Genomic DNA, 21128 nt, shown 5'->3' with positions numbered 1-21128 from the left:
GGCACCGCGAGCCCGGCCACCGCCACGTCGCCCGTCGTCACCTCGCTCGCCGCCGCTCCGGCCGCCGCCGCTCCGGCCGCCGCCGAGCCGGTGCCCGCCGAGCACGGCACCGCCATCGCCGTCGTCGGCATGGCCGGGCGTTACCCGGGCGCCCGCGACCTCGACGAGTTCTGGGCGAACCTGCTCGCCGGGCGGGACGGCATCACCGAGATCCCGGTGGACCGCTGGGACCACGACCGCTACTTCGACGAGCGGCCCGGCGTGCCCGGCAAGACCTACGCCAAGTGGGGCGGTTTCCTGGACGGCGTCGACGAGTTCGATCCGCTGTTCTTCGGCATCTCCCCGAAGGCGGCGTCCACGATGGACCCGCAGGAGCGGCTGTTCCTGCAAACCGCGTACTCGGCGCTGGAGGACGCCGGCTACACCCGCGACGCGCTGCGCGCCGCCGCCCGGGCGCGGGTGGGCGCCGACGCCGGGGACGTGGGCGTGTTCGTCGGCGCCATGTACTCCGAGTACCAGCTGCACGGCGCCGAGCGGACCGCGCTGGGCGACCCGGTGGTGGTGCCCGGCAGCCTCGCCTCCATCGCCAACCACGTCTCGTACTTCTTCGACGCGGGCGGCCCGAGCATCGCCGTCGACACCATGTGCGCCTCGTCGCTCACCGCGATCCACCTGGCCATGGGCGCGCTGGAACGCGGCGAGTGCGGGGTGGCGCTGGCCGGGGGCGTGAACCTGTCGCTGCACCCGAGCAAGTACCTGATGATCGGCGAGAGCCGGTTCGCGGCGAGCGACGGGCGCTGCCGCAGCTTCGGCGAGGGCGGCGACGGCTACGTGCCCGGCGAGGGCGTCGGTGCCGTGCTGCTGCGGCCGCTGGCCGATGCGCTGGCCGACGGGGACCGGGTGCTCGGCGTGATCCGCGGCAGCGCCGTCAACCACGGCGGGCACACCCACGGCTTCACCGTGCCGAACCCGAACGCGCAGGCCGCGGTGATCCGCCGCGCCTGGCGCGAGTCCGATGTGGACCCGCGCGGCATCGGTTACCTGGAGGCGCACGGCACCGGCACCTCGCTGGGCGACCCGATCGAGATCGCCGGACTCTCCGCCGCGTTCGCCGAGTTCACCGAGGACCGCGAGTTCTGCGCCATCGGCTCCGCCAAGTCCAACATCGGGCACCTGGAGTCGGCCGCCGGGATCGCGGGGCTGAGCAAGCTGCTGCTGCAGCTGCGCCACGGCACCCTGGTGCCCTCGCTGCACGCCGAGCGCACGAACCCGAACATCGACTTCCCGCGGACCCCGTTCGTGCTGCAGCGCGAGGCCGCGCCGTGGGAGCGCGACGGCGACGAGCCGCGGCTGGCCGGGCTCTCCGCGTTCGGCGCGGGCGGCGCCAACGCGCACCTGATCGTCGAAGAACACCTCGCTCCCGAGCCGGCGCCGCGTGCCGTGGAACCGGTCCTGGTGGTCCTCTCCGCCGCCGACCCGGAGCGGCTGCGCGAGTCCGCCGGTCGGTTGCGGGACGCGCTGCGCGCGGGGGAGTGGTCCGACGCGGACCTCGCCGACATCGCCTACACGCTGCAGGTCGGCCGGGAGGCGATGTGCGCCCGGTTCGCCGTGGTGGTGCGGGACCTGGACTCGCTGATCGAGGCGTTGGACACCTGCGCGCGCGGCGGGACGCCCCCGGGCGGGCACGTGCGCGACGGCGAGACCGGTGCCGCGCAGGGCTTCCTCGCCGACGAGGACTTCCAGGAGACCGTGCTGCGCTGGGTGCGGCGCGGGAAGCTCGCGCCGCTGGCCGAGGCGTGGGCCGGTGGGCTGCACGTCGACTGGGCGCGGGTGCACGCGGACGGGCCGCGGCCGCGCAAGGTCGGGCTGCCCGGATATCCGTTCGCGCGGGAGAAGTACTGGTACACCGACGGGCTCGGGGAACTGCCCGCGAACCCGGTGGTGCGGGTGGAGGTCGGCTCGGGCCAGGGCCAGGGCCAGGGCCAGGGCCAGGGCCACGGCCACAGCCACAGCCACAGCCACAGCCACAGCCACAGCCAGGGCCGGAGTCGGGCGCTGCCCGCGGCGGCCACCGGTGCCGAGGTGACCGCAGTGATCCCGGGCGCCTCGACCCCCGTCACCTCGAGCTCGGCCACCTCGACCCCGAACTCCACCACTCCGACCGCGAAACCCCACGAGATCCCCGCGGGCGACCTCACCCTGCACCCCGTGTGGGAACCGGCGCGGCTGCTGCGCGGCAAGCCGTTCCCCGCCCGGGACGCGCGGCTGGTCGCCATCGGCCTGGAGCCCGCCGAGCTCGCCGCGCTGCGCGAGCGGCACCCGCACCTGGTGGAGCTCGGCGCCGACGACGCGGACCGGATCACCACCCCCGTCGACCACGTGATCATGCGGTTCCCGACGCGGATCGCGGCGGACGCGGCCGGGCAGATCGCCGAGCAGCGCACCGCGACCCGGCGGCTGTTCCGGGTGCTGCGCGCGATCACCGCGCTCGGCCTGGACGACGAGCCGCTCGGGCTCACCCTGCTCACCCGCGACGCCTTCGACCCGGAGGGCACCGGCACGGCCGATCCGGCGCAGGCCGGGCTGCACGGGCTGCTCGGCGGGCTGGCGAAGGAGCAGCCGCACTGGCGGCTGCGCGCCGTGGACCTCGCCGACGGCGAACCGTTCGTCCCGGCCGAGGTGTTCGCGCTGCCCGCGGACCGGCGGGCGCACCCGTTCGCCCGCCGCGGCGGCCAGTACCTGCGCAGGCAGCTGCTGCCGGTGGCGGACGTCCCGGCACCGGCGGAGCCGGTGCTGCGCCGGGGCGGCGTGTACGTGCTCATCGGGGGCGCCGGCGACCTCGGGGTCGTGCTCACCGAGTACCTGCTGCGCGCCCACGACGCCCGCGTCGTGTGGGTCGGACGCCGCGCCGAGGACGACTCGATCCGGGCGAAGGCCGCGCAGGTCGCCGCCGGTGGCCGCGCCCCCGAGTACCTGTCCGCGGACGCCGCCGATCCGGCCGCGCTGGCCGGGATGCGGGACGAGGTGCTGCGCCGCCACGGCCGCATCGACGGCGTGGTGCACCTGGCGATGGTGTTCAGCCACACGCCGCTGGCCGAGATGACCGAGTCCGAACTGGACGCGACGCTCGGCGCGAAGGTCGACCCGTGCGTGCACTTCGCGGACGTGTTCGCGGGTCACCGGCTGGATTTCCTGCTGCTGATCTCCTCGCTGGTGAGCTTCATCCGCAACGCGAACCAGGCGCACTACTCGGCGGCCTGCGCGTTCGAGGACGCCCGCGCCGCCGAGCTGCGCAAGGCCCTCGGGTTCCCGGTGAAGGTGGTGAACTGGGGCTACTGGGGCAACGTGCCGGATGAGCTGCTGCGCGACGTGACCGCGATGGGGCTGGCGCCGATCGACGCGGCCACCGCGATGGGGGCCATCGAGCGGCTGCTGGCCGGGCCGCTGGACCAGATCGGGTTCATGCGCCTCGGCAGGCCGCTGCCGGTCGAGGGCGCGCTGACCGGGGAACTCCTGCAGCAGCATCCCGCCTCGCCGACCCGAGCCGTCGAGGCCGCGCCGGTGGCGCTGCCCGCCGCGCTCGCCGAGCACCACGCCGGACCGGTGCCGGGCGAGATCGACGCGGCGCTGAGCCGCTGCGTCGCCGCCGAACTGCGCGCGGCCGGGCTGGACCCGGCCGAGGACCTGGCGCAGCAGCACGCCCGCGGGGTGGACGCCCGCTTCGACGGCTGGCTGACCGCGACGCTGCGCACCCTCACCGAGCACGGGCTGATCGACGCAGCCGGGAACTGGGCCCCGGGCACCGAGGACGCGGCCGCGGCCCGCGCCGACTGGCAGCGGGAAGCGCCGCGGTGGGCCGAGCTGAACGCGGACCTGCGGGCCCCGCTGCGGCTGCTGGAGCGCACCCTGCCCGCGCTGGGCGACGTGCTGCGCGGCCGCACCACCGCCACCGACGTGCTGTTCCCGCAGGGCTCGTTCGACCTGGTCGCCGGGGTGTACCGGGACAACCGGGTCGCCGAGCACTTCAACGCGGTCCTCGCCGAGCAGGTCGTGGCGCACCTGCGCGCCAGGCGGGCCGCCGACCCGGCCGCCCCGCTGCGGGTGCTGGAGGTCGGCGCGGGCACCGGCGGCACCACCGGACCGGTGCTGGACGCGGTGGAGCGGAGCGGCATCCGGCTCGCCGAGTACTGCTACACCGACCTCTCGCAGGCGTTCCTGCACAACGCGCAGGACACCTTCGGGCCCGGCCGGGACTTCCTCGGCTACCGGCTGTTCGACGCGGCCATCCCGCCGCAGGAACAGGGGCTGGACGCCGGTGCCTACGACGTGGTCATCGCGGCGAACGTGCTGCACGCGACGGAGAACATCCGGCCCGCGCTGCGGAACGCGAAGGCGCTGCTGCGCGGCGGCGGGCTGCTGGCGCTCAACGAGATCAGCGGGTTCTACCTGGTCAACCACCTCACGTTCGGGCTGCTGGACGGCTGGTGGCTCTACGACGACCCCGAGCTTCGCGCGCCCGGCAGCCCCGCGCTGTCGCCGGAGAGCTGGCGGCGGGTGCTGCACCAGGAGGGCTTCACCGGGCTGGCGCACCCGGCCGCGGACGCGCTGGCGCTGGGCCAGCAGATCGTCGTCGCGCACAGCGACGGGCTCGCCCGTGCGCCGAGGGGAGAACCGCAGGTGACCGAGCTCGCGCCGGTCGCCGCGCAGGCCGCGCAGGCCGCACCGGTCGTGGAGCGGGCGACCACGACGGTCGGCGACGTGGTGCTGGCCGCGCTCGCTGAGGCGCTGCGGATGCCCGCCGAGCGGATCGGCCTGGAGCAGGCGTTCGCCGACTACGGGCTGGACTCCATCGTCGGCGCCAAGTTCGTGCAGCGGCTCAACGAGGAACTGGGCGTGGATCTGCTGACCACGGTCATCTTCGACTACCGCAGCGTCGCGCAGCTCGCCGCGCACATCGCCGCCGAGCACGCGCCGGAGCTGCCCGCCGTGCCGGAACCGGCCGCTCGGGCGGCGGAAAATGGCGCCCAGGTAAGGGAATCTTCCGTTCTGGTCGGTGAATCCTCCTTCTCGGCAGCGGAATCCTCCTTCCCGTCGGGGCAATCCACTGTTCCGGCCGGCGAATCGACCGACCGGGCAGCGGAATCCGCCGTCGCGGCCGGACGAACCTCGGCGGGCGCACCGGACCCGAGCACCGCCGCACCCGCGGCGCAATCCCGCGGCACCCGGGAACCCATCGCCATCGTCGGCATCAGCGGCCGGTTCGCCGGATCTCCCGATGTGGACGCGCTGTGGCGGCACCTCGCCGCCGGTGACGACCTGGTCGGCCCGATCGAGCGCTGGGACCTGTCCGATGTGGACGACCTGGACTGCCGGGCGGGCAGCTTCCTGGACGGCATCGACGAGTTCGACGCGAACTTCTTCAACCTCACCGGCATCGAGGCCACCTACACCGATCCGCAGCAGCGGCTGCTGCTGGAGCAGGCGTGGGCGGCGCTGGAGAACGCCGGGCACGCGAGCGCCGAGCTCAGCGGCCGCCGCTGCGGCGTGTACGTCGGCTGCACCGGCGGCGACTACGCCGACCGGTTCGACGAGGCCCCGCCCGCGCAGGCGGCGTGGGGCAACGCGCCGTCGGTGGTGCCGGGCCGCGTCGCCTACCACCTGAACCTGCACGGCCCGGCGATCGCGGTGGACACCGCCTGCTCCAGCTCGCTGGTCGCGGTGCACCTGGCCTGCCAGAGCCTGTGGGCGGGGGAGACGGAGCTCGCCCTCGCCGGCGGGGTCAGCGTCACCACCACCCCCGGCACCCAGCTCGCCGCCGGGCGCGGCGGCATGCTGTCGCCGACCGGGCGCTGCCACACCTTCGACGCCGCCGCCGACGGGTTCGTGCCCGGTGAGGGCGTGGGCGTGGTGGTGCTGCGCCGGTTGTCCGACGCGCTCGCCGACGGCGACCACGTGCACGCCGTGATCCGCGGCTCGGCGGTCAACCAGGACGGGGCCACCAACGGCATCACCGCGCCCAGCGCGCTGTCCCAGGAACGCCTGATCCGGCAGGTGCACGAGGACTTCGGCATCGACCCGGCCGAGATCGGCGTGATCGAGGCGCACGGCACCGGCACCCAGCTCGGCGACCCGCTGGAGTGCCAGGCGCTGTCCGCCGCGTTCGCCGGGGCGCCGGGGCCGATCGCGCTCGGCTCGATCAAGACGAACCTCGGGCACACCACCTCGGCCGCCGGCGTCGCCGGGCTGCTCAAGCTGGTGCTGTCGCTGCGGCACGGGCAGATCCCGGCCTCGCTGCACTTCCACCAGCTCAACCCGGCGATCCGGCTGGACGGCGGGCCGTTCCGGGTGAACACCGAGCTGCGGCCGTGGACGCCGAACTCCCGCGGCCGCCGCACCGCCGGGCTGAGCGGGTTCGGATTCAGCGGCACCAACGGGCACCTCGTCGTCGAGGACGTCCCGGCGGCCCCGCGCGGCGACACCGGAGGCACCCACCTGTTCGTGCTCTCCGCCCCGCAGCAGGCCCCGCTGCGGCAGCGCGTCGCCGACCTGCGGGCGCACCTGGACGTCGCGCCGGAGGCGGTGCTCGGGGACGTCGCCCACACCCTCGCGCGGGGACGCGACCACCACGCGCACCGCGTCGCGTTCGTCGCCGCCGACCGGGAATCGCTGCTGCGGCAGCTGTCCGGCTGGCTGGACGGCGCGCCCGTCGCGGGCGATCCCGGGCACGAGGCGGTGCGGGACCGGTACCTGTCCGGTGCGGCGGTGGACTTCGCGCCGCTGTTCGCCGGGCTGGACGTGCGGCGCACCCCGCTGCCCGCCTACCCGTTCCAGCGCAAGAGCTACTGGGTGTCGGGTGAGCCGCCGAAGCGGGCGAGCCGCGGAGCCGCCGCCGCGGCGCCGACTCCGGCGACCGCCCGGCCCGCGCTGGACGAGGCGTCGCTGCGCTACCTGGTCGGCGAGCGGGTGCTCGGCGAGCTGTCCCGCGTGCTCATGATGGAACCCGACGAGATCGACCCGCAGGCGTCCTTCTCCGACTTCGGCGTGGACTCGATCCTCAGCGTGAAGCTGGTGCGGGCGGTCAACGCGGCACTCGGCGTGGACCTGCCGAGCACGGCGCTGTTCGAGCACAGTTCGCTGGAACGGCTGGTGGCGCACCTGCTGGACGCGCACGCCGCCGTCCTGCGCGGCTCGCTCGCCGAACCCGAGGAGCACGCGCTGAACTCGTTGCCCGCCAACGGGTTCGACGTGTCGGCCGGTGCGACGGCCGCCGAGTCCGAGGTCGCCGGCCGCACGAACGGTTCCGCGGGGAACGGGTCGAGCTCGAACGGCCACGGGACCGGCGGTTCCGCGGGGAACGGGACGTACTCGAACGGCCACGGCACGAACGGTTCCGCACCGAGCGGAACGAGCCCGAACGGCCACGGCGCGGGCGGTGTCGTCGAGAACGGGACGACTGATGGTCCGCGCCCCGCGGAGTCCACATCGGACTCCGCGGCGAATCCCCAGCAGGACGAACCGATCGCCGTGATCGGCCTCGCCGCCCGCTTCGCCCGGTCCCCGGACGCCGAGGTCTTGTGGGGCCACCTCGCCGCGGGCGACGACCTCGTCGGCGACGTCACCCGCTGGGACCTCACCGCCGAACTCGGCCCCGACGGGGCGCGGCAGCAGGGCAGCTTCGTCGAGGACATCGACCGGTTCGACGCCTGGTTCTTCCGCATGTCCGGCAAGGAGGCCGCCTGCACCGACCCGCAGCAGCGCCTCTTCCTGGAGGAGTGCTGGCACGCCCTCGAAGACGCCGGCCACGCCGGGGAACGGCTCGACGGCAGCGGCTGCGGCGTCTACGTCGGCGGGCCGCCCAGCGACTACCAGCAGCTGCTCGGCGACGACGCGCCGCCGCAGGCGCTGTGGGGCAACATCTCCTCGGTCATCGCCTCCCGCATCTCCTACTTCCTGGACCTGCAGGGACCGGCGATCTCGGTGGACACGGCCTGCTCCAGCTCGCTGGTGGCCATCCACCAGGCCTGCCAGGACCTGCGGCAGCGGAACACCTCGATGGCGCTGGCCGGGGGCGTGTTCGTCCAGTCCACGCCGATCTTCTACCGGTCCGCGGTGCGGGCGAACATGCTCTCCACCCGCGGACGCTGCCACACCTTCGACTCCCGCGCCGACGGTTTCGTGCCCGGTGAGGGCGCCGGGGTGGTGGTGCTCAAGCGGCTATCCGACGCGCTGCGCGACGGCGACCACGTGCGCGGCGTGCTCCGCGGCTCCGGGGTGAACCAGGACGGCACCACCAACGGGCTGACCGCGCCCAGCGCCGGATCGCAGGAACGGTTGCTGCGCCGCGTGTACGAGCGCACCGGCATCGACCCGGCGAGCGTGCAGCTCGTCGAGGCGCACGGCACCGGCACCCCGCTCGGCGACCCGATCGAGTTCGCCGCGCTGCGCGCCGTTTTCGGCGATGCGCCCGCGGCCGGGACCGCGCTGGGGTCGATCAAGACGAACGTGGGCCACACCCAGTTCGCCGCCGGGGTCGCCGGGGTGCTCAAGGTGCTGCTCGCGTTGGAGCACGAGCAGCTGCCGCCGACGCTGCACTTCGACGAGATCAACCCGGAGATCCGGCTGGACGGCGGCCCGTTCTACGTGAACACCGAGCTGCGGTCCTGGCCGGAGCCCGCGACCGGGCCGCGCCGGGCGGCGGTGAGCTCGTTCGGCGCCGCGGGCACCAACGTGCACGCCGTGCTGGAGCAGGCCCCGCCCCGGCCGGCCGGGCACGCCGCGCGCCCCGCGTGGCTGGTCGTGCTGTCCGGGCAGGACGAGGAGGTGCGCCGCAGCCAGGTCGAACGGCTGCTCGCGCACGCCGAGCAGCACCCGGAGCTGGACCTCGGGGACGTGTCCTACTCGCTGGCCACCGGGCGCAGGCACTGCGCGCACCGGTGGGCCGCGGTGGTCGCCGACCGCGCGCAGCTGATCTCCGCGCTGCGGGAGTGGCTGCGCGCGGGCACCGCCGAACAGGTCGTCACCGGCACCACCGCCGACGGCCACCGCCGCCGGGACCCGGCCGTGCCGGCGCGCGTCGACGGGCTGCTCCGCGACGGTTCCCGGCCCGCGCTGATCGAACTCGCCGAGTTCTTCGCACAGGGGCTTGACTTCCGCTTCGCGCCGCTGTTCGCCGACGGCGGGTTCCGGATCACGCCGCTGCCGCCCTACCCGTTCGCCGGGGAGCGGTACTGGCCCGGCACCAGCCGGGTCGCGCGATCCCCGCTGGCCGGGGACGCGGTCGAGCTGACCGGACGCGAGTTCTTCCTCGCCGACCACCGGGTGCGCTCGGTGCCGGTGCTGCCCGGGGTGGCCTACCTGGAGTCGGCGGTGCAGGCGGCCCGCGCGGCGGGCGTCGAGCACCCGCGGCTGCGCAACGTCGTGTGGTCCCGGCCGTTGCAGGTTCCCGGACCGGTGCGGTTGCGCATCGCGCTGCGCGAGCAGGGTGGCGGCCACACCTTCGAGATCAGCACCGCTGCCGGGAAGCACGGTCAGGGGCTCGTGGAGGCCGGTCCGGCGGAGCCGGGCGGGCACCTGGACGTCGCATCGCTGCGCGCGGCGTGCGCGCGGCGTATCGAGCACACCGAGTTCTACGCGCACTTCGACCGGATGGGCATCGGTTACGGCCCCGCCTTCCGCGGCGTGCAGGAGCTGCACGTCGGCGACGGGCTCGTGGTCGCCCGGCTGCGGCTGCCGCACGCGGCCCGGGACGGGGCGGACTGGGCGCTGCACCCGGCGGTGCTGGACGCGGCCGTGCAGGCCACCCTCGGGCTGTCGCTGACCGGGGCCGGCGAGGTCGCCGCCGCGCTGCCGTTCGTGCTGGAGGACGTGCGCGTCCACGCGCCGAGCCCGGCCGCCGGGTACGCCGTGGTGCGCCCGGCCGCGGCGGACGGCGGTGGCGCGGTGCGGCGGATGGACGTCGAGCTGTGCGACGAGGACGGCGCGGTGTGCGTGCGGTTGCTCGGGTTCACCGCCCGGCTGCTGCCGGCCGAGGAGCCCGCCGGGGCCGATCGGACCTCCGGGACGGTCCCGCCCGCCGAAGCGGCCGGGGTCACCGGGGCGGCCGGAACCACCCGACCTGCCGGCTCCGCCCGATCCGCCGGAACGGCCGGAACCGCTGACCCGGCGGAACTCGGGAACCCGGCCGCCGACGCCGAACCGACCCTGGTGCACGTCGGCTGGCGCCCCGAACCGGCGACCGCCACCACCGAAGCACCGGCCCGCCGCGAAGTGCTGCTGGCCGGGGCGGGCGTCGACCCGCAGGCGCTGCAGGACCGGCTCGGCGTCCGCTGCGCGGCACTCCCGCACGCCGACGACCTCGCGGAACGCTTCACCGCGCAGGCCGAGTCGGTGCTGGCCCGGCTGCGCGCGGCGATCTCCGCGCTGCGCGACGGACCGGTGCTGCTGCAGGTCGTGGTGCCCGCCGCCGGTGCCGGGCGGATCTCCGCCGCGCTCGCCGGACTGCTGCGCACCGCCCGCCTGGAGCACCCGAAGCTGCGCACCCAGCTCGTCGAGGTCGCCACCCCGTTCGGTGTCGCGGACCTGGCCGCGCTGCTGCGCGCCGAAGCCGCGACCGACGTGGTGGTGGTGCGCCGCGACGGCGAGCACCGCGAGGTGCCGCGCTGGAGCGCGCTGGACGACGCACCGGAGGTCGCGCCGTGGCGGGCCGGTGGCACCTACCTGATCACCGGTGGTGCCGGCGGGCTCGGCGCCACCTTCGCCCGCGCGATCGCGGCCCGCGCACCCGGCGCGCGGCTGGTGCTGGCCGGGCGGTCCGCGCAGGGGCCTGCGGAGCTGCTGCGCGAACTCGCCGACGCCGGCGCGCACCCGAGCTACCGCCCGCTCGACGTCGCCGACCGCGCGCAGGTCGAGCGCTGCGTGCGGGAGGTGCTGGCCGAGCACGGCGCGCTGCACGGCGTGCTGCACCTGGCCGGGGTGCTGCGGGACGGCTACCTCGCGCGGAAGGACCGCGCCGAGGTACGCGAGGTGCTCGCGGCGAAGGCCACCGGGTTCGCGAACCTGGACGCCGTCACGGCCGAGGTGGACCTGGACGTGTTCTGCGGCTTCTCCTCGCTGTCCGCGTTCGGCAACACCGGGCAGGGCGACTACGCGGCGGCGAACGCGTTCCTGGACGCCTACGCGCCGCACCGCGAGGAGCTGCGGGCCCGGGGGGCGCGGCGCGGCCGGACCCTCGTGGTCGGCTGGCCGCTGTGGGCGACCGGTGGGATGGGCGTGGACGACGCCACCGCCGCCCGGATGCGCGCCGAGGTCGGCATGGTCCCGATGCGTCCCGAGCAGGGCGTGACCGCGCTGCACCGGGCGTGGGGCAGCGGTGAACCGCACGTGCTGGCGATCTGCGGGGACCGGGCGCGGATCGAGGCCACGCTGCTCTCCGGGCCGGAAACCGTTGCGGCGGAGGGGGATCCGGACCGCGCGAGCCTGCTCGCCGAACTCGTCGGGCACGCCGCGGCGGTGCTGGGCGTGCGCGCCGACGAGATCGACCCGGACGTGGAACTCGCCGACTACGGCTTCGACCGGGTGTCGCTGACCGCGCTCGCCGGGCGGGTCGAAGCGGCGCACGGCGGCACCGTCGCCCCCAAGTCCTTCATCGAACGTCCAACCCTGGGAGAGGTCGTGGATCACCTCCTCGAAGACCACGAGTTCGGGTCGCTGAACCCACCGGCCCGGCGCGAGCCCGACGCCCCCGCCGACACCGGGGGGACCGTGCGCAAGGCACTGGTCCGGGAGCTGATCGGGCGGGTCGCGGTGCTGCTGGACGTGCCGGCGAAGCGGATCACCGCCGACGCCGAGCTCACCCGGTTCGGCTTCGACTCGTTGACGCTGACCGGCTTCGCCGACGAGCTCAACGCCGCGTACGGCCTGTCGCTGGCGCCGACGCTGTTCTTCGAGCACCCGACGCTCGGCGAGGTGGCCGACCACCTGCTCGCCGAGCACGCCGTGCAGGTCGCGCCCGCGCCGGAACCGGCCCCCGCACCAAGACCGGAACCGGCACCGGCACCCCTCGCCGAATCCGCCGCCACCGCGCGCCCGGTGCCCGAGCCGATCGCCGTCATCGGCATGAGCGGCCGGTTCCCGATGGCCGACGACCTCGACCGGTACTGGGAGAACCTGCGCGACGGCCGCGACTGCACCGGCGAGGTCCCCGCCGACCGCTGGGACTGGCGCGAGCACTACGGCGACCCGATCAAGGACCCGAACAGCACGAACGTCATCGCGGGCGGCTTCATGGACGGGGTCGGCGACTTCGACCCGTTCTTCTTCGACATCTCGCCGAAGGAAGCGGAGCTGATGGACCCGCAGCAGCGGCTGCTGATGCTGCACGTGTGGAAGGCGCTGGAGGACGCCGGATATTCGGCCGCGGACGTGGCGGGCACCGACACGGCGCTGATCGCGGGCACCACCAGCACCGGCTACAGCACGCTGGTCACCCGCTACCAGCCGATGATCGAGGGCTACGACATCACCGGTGCCGCCCCCTCGATGGGCCCGAACCGGATGAGCTACTTCCTGGACCTGAACGGGCCGAGCGAGCCGGTGGACACCGCCTGCTCCAGCGCGCTGGTCGCGATGCACCGCGCGGTGCAGGCGCTGCGGGACGGGAAGTCCGCGCTGGCCATCGCGGGCGGCGTGAACACGATGGTCAGCGTCGACGGGCACATCAGCATCTCCAAGGCCGGGATGCTCAGCCCCGACGGCAAGTGCAAGACGTTCGGTGCGGACGCCGACGGCTACGCCCGCGGTGAGGGCGTCGGGTTCCTGGTGCTCAAACGGCTCTCCGACGCCGAGCGCGACGGCGACCACATCCACGGCCTGATCAGGGCCACCGCGGAGAACCACGGCGGCCGCGGCAACTCGCTCACCGCGCCGAACCCGAAGGCGCAGGCCGCGCTGCTGCGCGCCGCCTACACCGAGGCCGGGATCGACCCGCGCACCGTCGGCTACGTGGAGGCGCACGGCACCGGCACCAAGCTCGGCGACCCGGTGGAGGTCAACGGGCTGAAGGCCGCGTTCCGCGCGCTCTACGCCGACGCGGGCGCCGAGGTCGCCGAGCCGCACTGCGGCGTCGGCTCGGTGAAGACGAACATCGGGCACCTGGAGCTCGCCGCGGGCGCCGCCGGGGTGATCAAGGTGCTGCTGCAGCTGCGGCACCGCAGGCTCGTGCAGGGCGTGCGCTGCGCCGAGATCAACCCGTACGTGGACCTGGACGGCAGCCCGTTCTACCTGGTGCGCGAGGGGCAGGACTGGGTCGCGCCGCGCGACGCCGACGGCCGGGACCTGCCGCGCCGCGCCGGGGTGAGCTCGTTCGGCTTCGGCGGCGTGAACGCGCACGTGGTGCTGGAGGAGTACGTGCCGCGCCCGGCCGCCGAGCAGCCGCCGACCGGCCCGCTGCCGGTGGTGCTCTCCGCGAGCCACCCCGAGGTGCTGCGCCGCTACGCCGCCGACTGGCTGGCCGCGCTGGACGGGCGCACCGACGCGGAACTGCCCTCGATCGCGTTCACCTCGCAGACCGGGCGCACCCCGATGCGGGAGCGGCTGGCGGTGCTGGCGAGCACCGTCGCCGAGCTCCGCGACGGGATCGCCGCCTGGCTGCGGGGAGAAACCCACCCGAACGTCCACACCGGACAGGTCGTGCGCGGTGCGGAACCGCCCGAGGCGCCGGTGGAATCCGGCGATCTCACGACGATGTCCGAAGTGGACTTGGACCGGCTGGTCCGGCTGTGGGTCGAAGGCGCCGAGGTCGACTGGGCACGGCTGCACACCGGTCCGCGGCCGCGCCGGACGCCGCTGCCGACCTACCCGTTCCGGCTGCGGCGCTACTGGATGGACACCACCCGGCCCGCCGCAGGCGCCCCGCGCCGGCTGCACCCGCTGGTGCACGCCAACACCTCCGACCTCGCCGAGCACCGCTACACCTCGCGCTTCACCGGCCGCGAGTTCTTCCTCGACGACCACCGGGTCCGCGACGAGGTGATGTCGGTGGTGTCCGGCTGGCGGCCCGGCACCGACTCCGCCGCAGGCGGCGGGTCCGCGGTGCCGGTGCTGCCGGCGGTGGCGCACCTGGAGCTGGCCCGCGCCGCCGCGGCCCGCTCCACCGGCGAGGAGCTGGGCTGGACGGTCCGGCTGGCGTCCTGGCTGCGCCCGCTGACCGTCCGGGACGAGACCGAGGTGCACGTCGCGCTCACCGCCCGCGCCGATGACGGCGCCGACTACGAGGTGTACGCGGCCGACGGAGCGGGGGAGCGCACCACGTTCGCCCGCGGCCAGCTCCGCCGCCGCCCGCAGGACCCGGCGCAGCGGCTGGACTTGGCGGCGCTGCGCGCGGACTGCGACGGGCCGGTGCTCGACACCGACGCCTGCTACCAGCGCTACCGCGGGTTCGGCATGGACTACGGTCCCGCGCTGCGCGCCGTCGAGTCGCTGCACACCGGTTCGCGCCGGGCGGTGGCCCGGCTGGTGCTGCCCGCCGCGGCCCGCGACGCCGAGTTCGTGCTCAACCCGAGCCTGCTCGACTGCGCGCTGCAGGCCACCGCCGGGCTGTTCCTCGACCAGGGCGATGCGGCGGGCGCCGCGCTGCCCTACGCGCTGCGCGAGCTGGAGGTGCTGCGCCCCACGCCGGAGACCGGCTGGGCGGTGGTCCGGTTCGCCGAGGACGACCACGGCGGCGAGGTCCGCCGCATCGACCTCGACGTGTGCGACGACGACGGCGAGGTCTGCGTGCGGCTGCGCGGCTTCAGCGTCCGCCGGGTCGGCGCCGCGACCTCGGACGCCGGGACCCCGGACACCGGGACCTCGGACGCCGGGACCGCGGACACCGGCACCCCGGACACCGGCACCGCGGAGGCGCCGCAGGACGAGGACGCGCACCTGCTGGACCTGATCGAAGCCATCGGCAGGCGTTCGCTGAGCGCCGACGAGTTCAAGAGGAGCCTCGCATGAGCACCCCGATCGAATCGCTCGACGAACTGCACCTGCTGATCAGCGAGGGCCGGGTCGGTCAGGACGAGGCGCTCCGCTTGCTCCGCGCCTGGAAGAACGGCGCGCCCGCGATCCCGGCCACCGCGGAGGATCCCGGTGCCACCGGAGAAGATCGCGGCACCGCGGCCGGGGCCACCGCGGACGCCGGTGACCTCGCGGAGCAGGTGTGCGAGGTCGTGGTGGAGAAGGTCTGCGGCCTGCTGAAGGTGGACCCCACCGACCTGGACGTGGACGTGGAGCTCAGCGAGTACGGGCTCGACTCCCTGATCATCAGCCAGCTGGTGAACCTGGTGAACGAGTCGCTGGGCCTGGACCTGGTGCCGACCGTGCTCTTCGAGCACCCGACGCTGCGCGCGTTCAGCGCTTTCGTCGCCGCCGAGCACGGACCGAGCCTGGCGGCGGTCTTCGGCACGGCGGTGGAACCGGAACCCGTTGCGCCGCAACAGATCCCGGCAGCGGTGGTCGCGCCGCCGCCGCAGGTCGATCGGCGACCACCACCGGCCGCCGCCCCACCGGACCGGCCCGCTCCAGCGACCGTACCCGCCGCACCGACCCGTCCCGCCGCACCCACCGCGCCCGCCGCACCGACCCGTCCCGCTCCAGCCACCGGACCCGGCCCGGCCGCCCCGGACCCGGACGACGACCCCATCGCCATCGTCGGCATCAGCGGCCGCTTCCCGCAGGCCGACGACCTCGACGAGTACTGGGAGAACCTGCGCGACGGCCGCGACTGCATCGGCGAAGTCCCCGCCGACCGCTGGGACTGGCGCGCCCACTGGGGCGACCCGCGCCAGGAACCGGGCCGCACCAACGTCAAGCACGGCGGGTTCATGGACGGCGTCGCCGACTTCGACCCGCTGTTCTTCGGCATCGCCCCCAAGGACGCGGTGCACATGGACCCGCAGCAGCGGCTGCTGATGCTGTACGTGTGGAAGGCAATCGAGGACGCCGGGTACTCCGCCGACGACCTCGCCGGCTCCGACCTCGGCCTGTTCATCGGCACCAACGACACCGGCTACGGGCTGCTGTCCGACCGCAGCGCCGCCCGCGGGCGCAGCGTCACCCCGACCGGCAGCGTGCCCTCGGTGGGGCCGAACCGGATGAGCTACTTCCTCGACGTGCACGGGCCGAGCGAACCGGTGGAGACCGCCTGCTCCAGCTCGCTCGTCGCCATCCACCGCGGTGTCGCCGCCATCGAGCGCGGCGAGTGCGCGATGGCCGTCGTCGGCGGCATCAACACCATCGTGGTGCCGGACGGGCACGTGAGCTTCAGCCGCTCCGGGATGCTCAGCGAGGACGGGCGCTGCAAGACGTTCTCCGCCGGCGCCGACGGCTACGGCCGAGGTGAGGGCGTCGGGATGCTGGTGCTCAAGCGCCTGTCCGCCGCCGAGCGCGACGGCGACCACGTGCACGGCCTGGTGCGCGCCACCGCCGAGAACCACGGCGGCCGGGCCAATTCGCTGACCTCGCCGAACCCGAAGGCGCAGGCCGCGGTGATCCGCCGCGCCTACGCGAAGGCCGGCATCGATCCGCGCACCGTCGGCTACGTCGAGGCGCACGGCACCGGCACCGAGCTCGGCGACCCCATCGAGATCAACGGGCTCAAGGAGGCGTTCACCGAGCTCTACGCCGGGGAACCGGTCACCGCGGCGCACTGCGGCCTCGGCTCGGTGAAGACCAACATCGGGCACCTGGAGCTCGCGGCCGGGATCGCCGGCGTGCTGAAGGTGCTGCTGCAGCTGCGCCACCGCACTTTGGTGCGCAGCCTGCACGCGGAGGAGGTCAACCCGTACATCGACCTGGACGGCAGCCCGTTCCACCTGGTGCGGGAGAACCAGGAGTGGGCGGCCCCGCGCGGCGCCGACGGCCGGGAGCTGCCGCGCCGCGCCGGGGTGAGCTCGTTCGGCTTCGGCGGCGTCAACGCGCACGTCGTGCTGGAGGAGCACGTGCCGCGCGCCGAGCAGCCCGCGCCCGCGGCGGGCCCGGTGGCGATCGTGCTCTCCGCCGCGACCCCGGAGACGCTGGAAGCGCGGGTGCGCCGCCTCGCCGAGCACCTCGACGCCGGCCGCATCGCCGAGCAGGACCTGCCGAACCTCGCCTACACCCTGCAGGTGGGCCGGGTGGCGATGCCGGAGCGGATCGCGTTCCTGGCGCACTCGGTGGCGGAGGTGCGCAAGCGGATCGCCACCCACCTCGCCGGGGAGAAGGCGCACGGCCTGCACCGGGCGCGTGCCGAACGCCGCGGCCCGTGGAGCGAGCTGGTCGGCGACGACGACATCGCCGTCGCCATCGACAGCTGGGTGGCGAAGGGCAAGCTGGGACGGTTGCTGAAGCTGTGGGTCACCGGTTTCGACTTCGACTGGCGGCGGCTGCACACCGGCCGGTCGATGCGGCGGCTGCCGCTGCCGACCTACCCGTTCCGCTTGCAGCGCTACTGGATCGCCGACGGGGTGCCCGCTCCCGACGAATCGTCCGCGCTGCCGGAGGCCGCGCCGAAACCCGCCGCGGCACCGCGGCGCTCCGGCGGGCCGCACCGCCGCGAGCTGCACGCCGAGGACTTCTACCTGCGCGACCACCGCGTCGGGGGCACCCCCACCCTGCCCGGTGCCGCCTACCTGGAGTTCGCCCGCGACGCGCTCGGCGCCGACCGCGGGGTGCGGCTGCGGGACGTGACCTGGCTGCGGCCGCTCGCCGTCACCGACCCGCGTTCGGTGCGGGTCGAACTGGACCCGGCGACCGACCGGTTCGAGGTGCGCGCCGACGAATCCGGGGCCGTGCACGCCCAGGGCACCGCGCTCGTCGACCCCGCGCTGACCGGCGACGCCGAGGTGCACGACGTCGAAGCACTGCGCGCGATCTGCCCCGCCCGGCACGCCGGAGCGGAGATCTACGCGCTGTTCGACCGGATGGGCATGGGCTACGGCCCCGCGTTCCAGCCCATCGAGGAGCTGCACCGCGGCGAGGACCTCGCCGTGGCCCGGCTGCGGCTGCCGGCGGCGGCCACCGGTTCGTTCCCGCTGAACCCGAGCATGCTGGACGGGGCGCTGCAGACGACGCTCGGCCTGGTGCTCGGCGAGCAGAGCGGGGAGCCGGGCGTGGCGGCGCTGCCGTTCGCAGTGCGCGAGGTGCAGCTGCTCGGGCACACCCCGAGCTCCGGGTGGGCGGTGGTGCGCCGCGCCGCCGACGACCGCCGCGACTCCGGGGTGCGGCGGCTGGACGTCGACCTGTGCGACGAGGACGGCGCGGTGCGGGTGCGCGTGCTCGGCTTCAGCACCCGGCCGCAGCAGGGCGCCGCGAGCACGCCCGCGCCGGTGGCGGAAGCCGAGCGGGCTCCGGAAGCCGTGCGGCCTGCGGAAACCGGGCGGGCTCCGGAAGTCGTGCGGGCCGCGGAGACCGCACGTGCCGCGGAGACCGGCGACATCGCGCTGCTGCTCGAACCCGCCTGGCGGAGCGCGCCCGCGCCTGCGGACGCGCCCGATCAGCTCAACCACCACGTGGTGCTGTGCGAACTGCCCGACGTCGACGCCACCGCGCTCGGCGGGCTGCTCGGCGGCGGCTGCGAGCACTGGCAGGGCACCGGGAGCATCGAGGACCGCTACACCGGTTACGCGCAGCGGCTGCTGGAGCTGATCCGGGACCAGGCCCGCCAGCCCGCGCCGCGGCTGGTCCAGGTGGTCACCCCGGCCGAGGCGCCGTGGCTCGGCGGGCTCAGCGGGATGCTGCGCACCGCGTACTTGGAGCACCCGAAGCTGCGCACCCAGTGGATCGAGCTCGGCGACCGGCCCGGCACCGCCGACCTCGCCGACCGGCTGCGCCGGGACGCCGCCGACACCGAGCAGGAGGCCGTGCGCCACCGCGACGGCGACCGCCGCACCTCGCGGTGGCGGGAGATCCCCGAACCCGCGCCGGAGCTGCCGTGGCGCGACGGCGGGGTCTACCTGATCACCGGGGGCGCCGGTGGGCTGGGCGCGCTGGCCGCCGAGGAGATCGCCGCGCGGGTGCAGTCCCCGGCGCTGGTGCTCTGCGGCCGCAGCCCCGCCGGGCCCGACCAGGAGGACCTGCTGGCGCGGCTGCGCGCGGCCGGGGCGAAGGCCGACTACCGCAGCCTCGACGTCGCCGACCGGGACGCGGTGTGCCAGGCGGTCCGCGAGGTCGAAGCCCAGCACGGTGCGCTGCACGGCGTGCTGCACGCGGCCGGGGTGCTGCGGGACGGTTTCCTGGCCCGCAAGTCCGCCGCCGACGTCCGCGACGTGTTCGCCGCGAAGGTCACCGGGCTGCGCCACCTCGACGAGGCCACCGCGCACTCCGCGCTGGACTGCTTCATCGGCTACTCCTCGATGGCCGCGTTCGGCAACGTCGGGCAGGCCGACTACGCCGCCGCGAACGCGTTCATGGACGGCTACGCCGCGCACCGCGAAGCGCTGGTGGCCGACGGCGAGCGGTCCGGGCGGACGCTGGTGGTGAACTGGCCGCTGTGGGACAAGGGTGGCATGGGCGGCGACGCCTCCACGGTGACGCTGCTCGAATCGGTCGGCATGCGCCCGATGCGCGCCCGGGTCGGCATCGACGCGCTGCACCGCGCGTGGGCGGCGCGGGTACCGCAGGTCATCGCGCTGGACGGGGACCTCGGGCGGCTGCGGGAGCGGTTCGCGCCCGCCTCCACCGCTGTTCCCGCCGAGGACGCATCCGCCGCGCGGGCCGTCGAACCGGCCCCCGACGCGGGCTCCGGGCCCGGCACGGCTCCCGAACCGGACAGCGGTTCCGGAGCGACGGCCGCCGACCTGGCGCCCGTCGTCGCCGACCTGATGTCCTCGCTGCTGGAGATCGATCCCGCCGAACTGCCGCCGGACGCCCCGCTGCGGGACTACGGCTTCGACTCGATCTTCATGATGCAGTTCCTCACCCAGGCGCAGACGCACATCGACGCCGGCCTGACCCTCGACGTGATCGCCGACTGCGACACCCTGGAGGACGTCACCGCCGCGATCGCCGCCGCCACCGGTGCGCAGGCCGAATCCGCGGTCGCCGAGCCCCCGGTCGCCGAACCCGTGCCGGCCGAACCCGTGCAAGCCGAACCCGTGCAAGCCGAACCCGTGCAAGCCGAACCCGTGCCGCCGCTGATCCCGGCCCCGCGCACCGAAGCGGTCCCGGCGGCGCACTTCCCCGAACTGGTCCGGATGAACGGCGTCACCGCGGGCCGCCCGATCTTCTGGGTGCACCACGGCAACGGTGGCGTCGAGTCGTACGCCCCGGTCGCCGCCCGTGCCCGGCGCCCCTTCTACGGCATCCAGCCGAAGGGGTGGATCGACGACACCGAGATCCTCACCGGGCAGATCCCGATGGCCGAGTTCTACGCGGGCCTGATCCTCTCGGTGCAGCCCGAAGGCCCGTACGACATCGGCGGTTTCTCCCTCGGCGGCCTGTTCGCCTACGAGGTGGTGCGGCAGCTGCAGCTGCGCGGCGCCGAGGTTCGCACGCTGGTCATGCTCGACACCCTCGACGCGGACTCCACCAACCGGGCCAACGAGATCATCGTCGGTGGTGACTTCAGCCCCGAGGTGGTGTCGAAGGTCAGCGATTTCCGCGCGGCGAACCTGATCCTCGGCAACAACAGCTTCGAATCGCACAGCGGCGGGATGCCGATCCTGCGCCGGGACGAGGTGGACACGACGCTCGACGGCCCGGCGTTCCTGGACTCGCTGATCGCGAAGGCGCTGGAGCGCGGCGTGAAGAAGACCGAGTCGCAGCTGCGGTCCCGGGTGCGCCAGCTGTCCCGCTACCTGGAGGCCACCCAGGCCGAGCGCTACGAGCTGCACCCGCTGCCGAAGCCCGACGGGCCGAGCTGCTACTACCTGCGCAACGCCAGCCGGGAGTTCTTCGGCGCCTTCCGCGACTACATGGTGCTGTTCCCCAACGACGCACTGCCCACAGTGGACGGAACCGACTACTGGCTGGGGTGGCCGGAGCGGCTGGACGACTTCTTCACCATCGACGTGGACACCTCGATGCACTCCGAGGTGATGACCGCGCCGGCCTCGCTGGAGAAGCTGCTGCGGCTCTGCGACCGGCTGTACGGTCCGGAAGGAGGCCGCTGA

General features: G+C 74.8%; 2 protein-coding genes (1 of these 2 cut by a window edge). Both read left to right on the top strand.

The genetic code is table 11. The features are described from left to right. Positions 1-14994, top strand: partial view of an SDR family NAD(P)-dependent oxidoreductase gene (locus tag LCD33_RS15845; protein ID WP_224977996.1) — the 3' portion only. It extends 9495 nt beyond the left edge of the window; only the last 14994 of its 24489 coding nucleotides appear in the window; its start codon lies off the left edge, out of view; it ends in the stop codon at positions 14992-14994. Beyond that, complete coding sequence (locus LCD33_RS15840) at positions 14991-21128, top strand: SDR family NAD(P)-dependent oxidoreductase (RefSeq protein WP_224977995.1); 6138 nt, start codon at positions 14991-14993, stop codon at positions 21126-21128. Before LCD33_RS15845 ends, LCD33_RS15840 begins: the two co-directional genes overlap by 4 nt.

The organism is Saccharopolyspora sp. 7B, assembly GCF_020177435.1.
Taxonomy (GTDB): domain Bacteria; phylum Actinomycetota; class Actinomycetes; order Mycobacteriales; family Pseudonocardiaceae; genus Saccharopolyspora_C; species Saccharopolyspora_C gregorii.
Note: the sequence above shows the minus strand (reverse complement) of the source record. Positions and strands in the feature narration are given on the sequence as shown.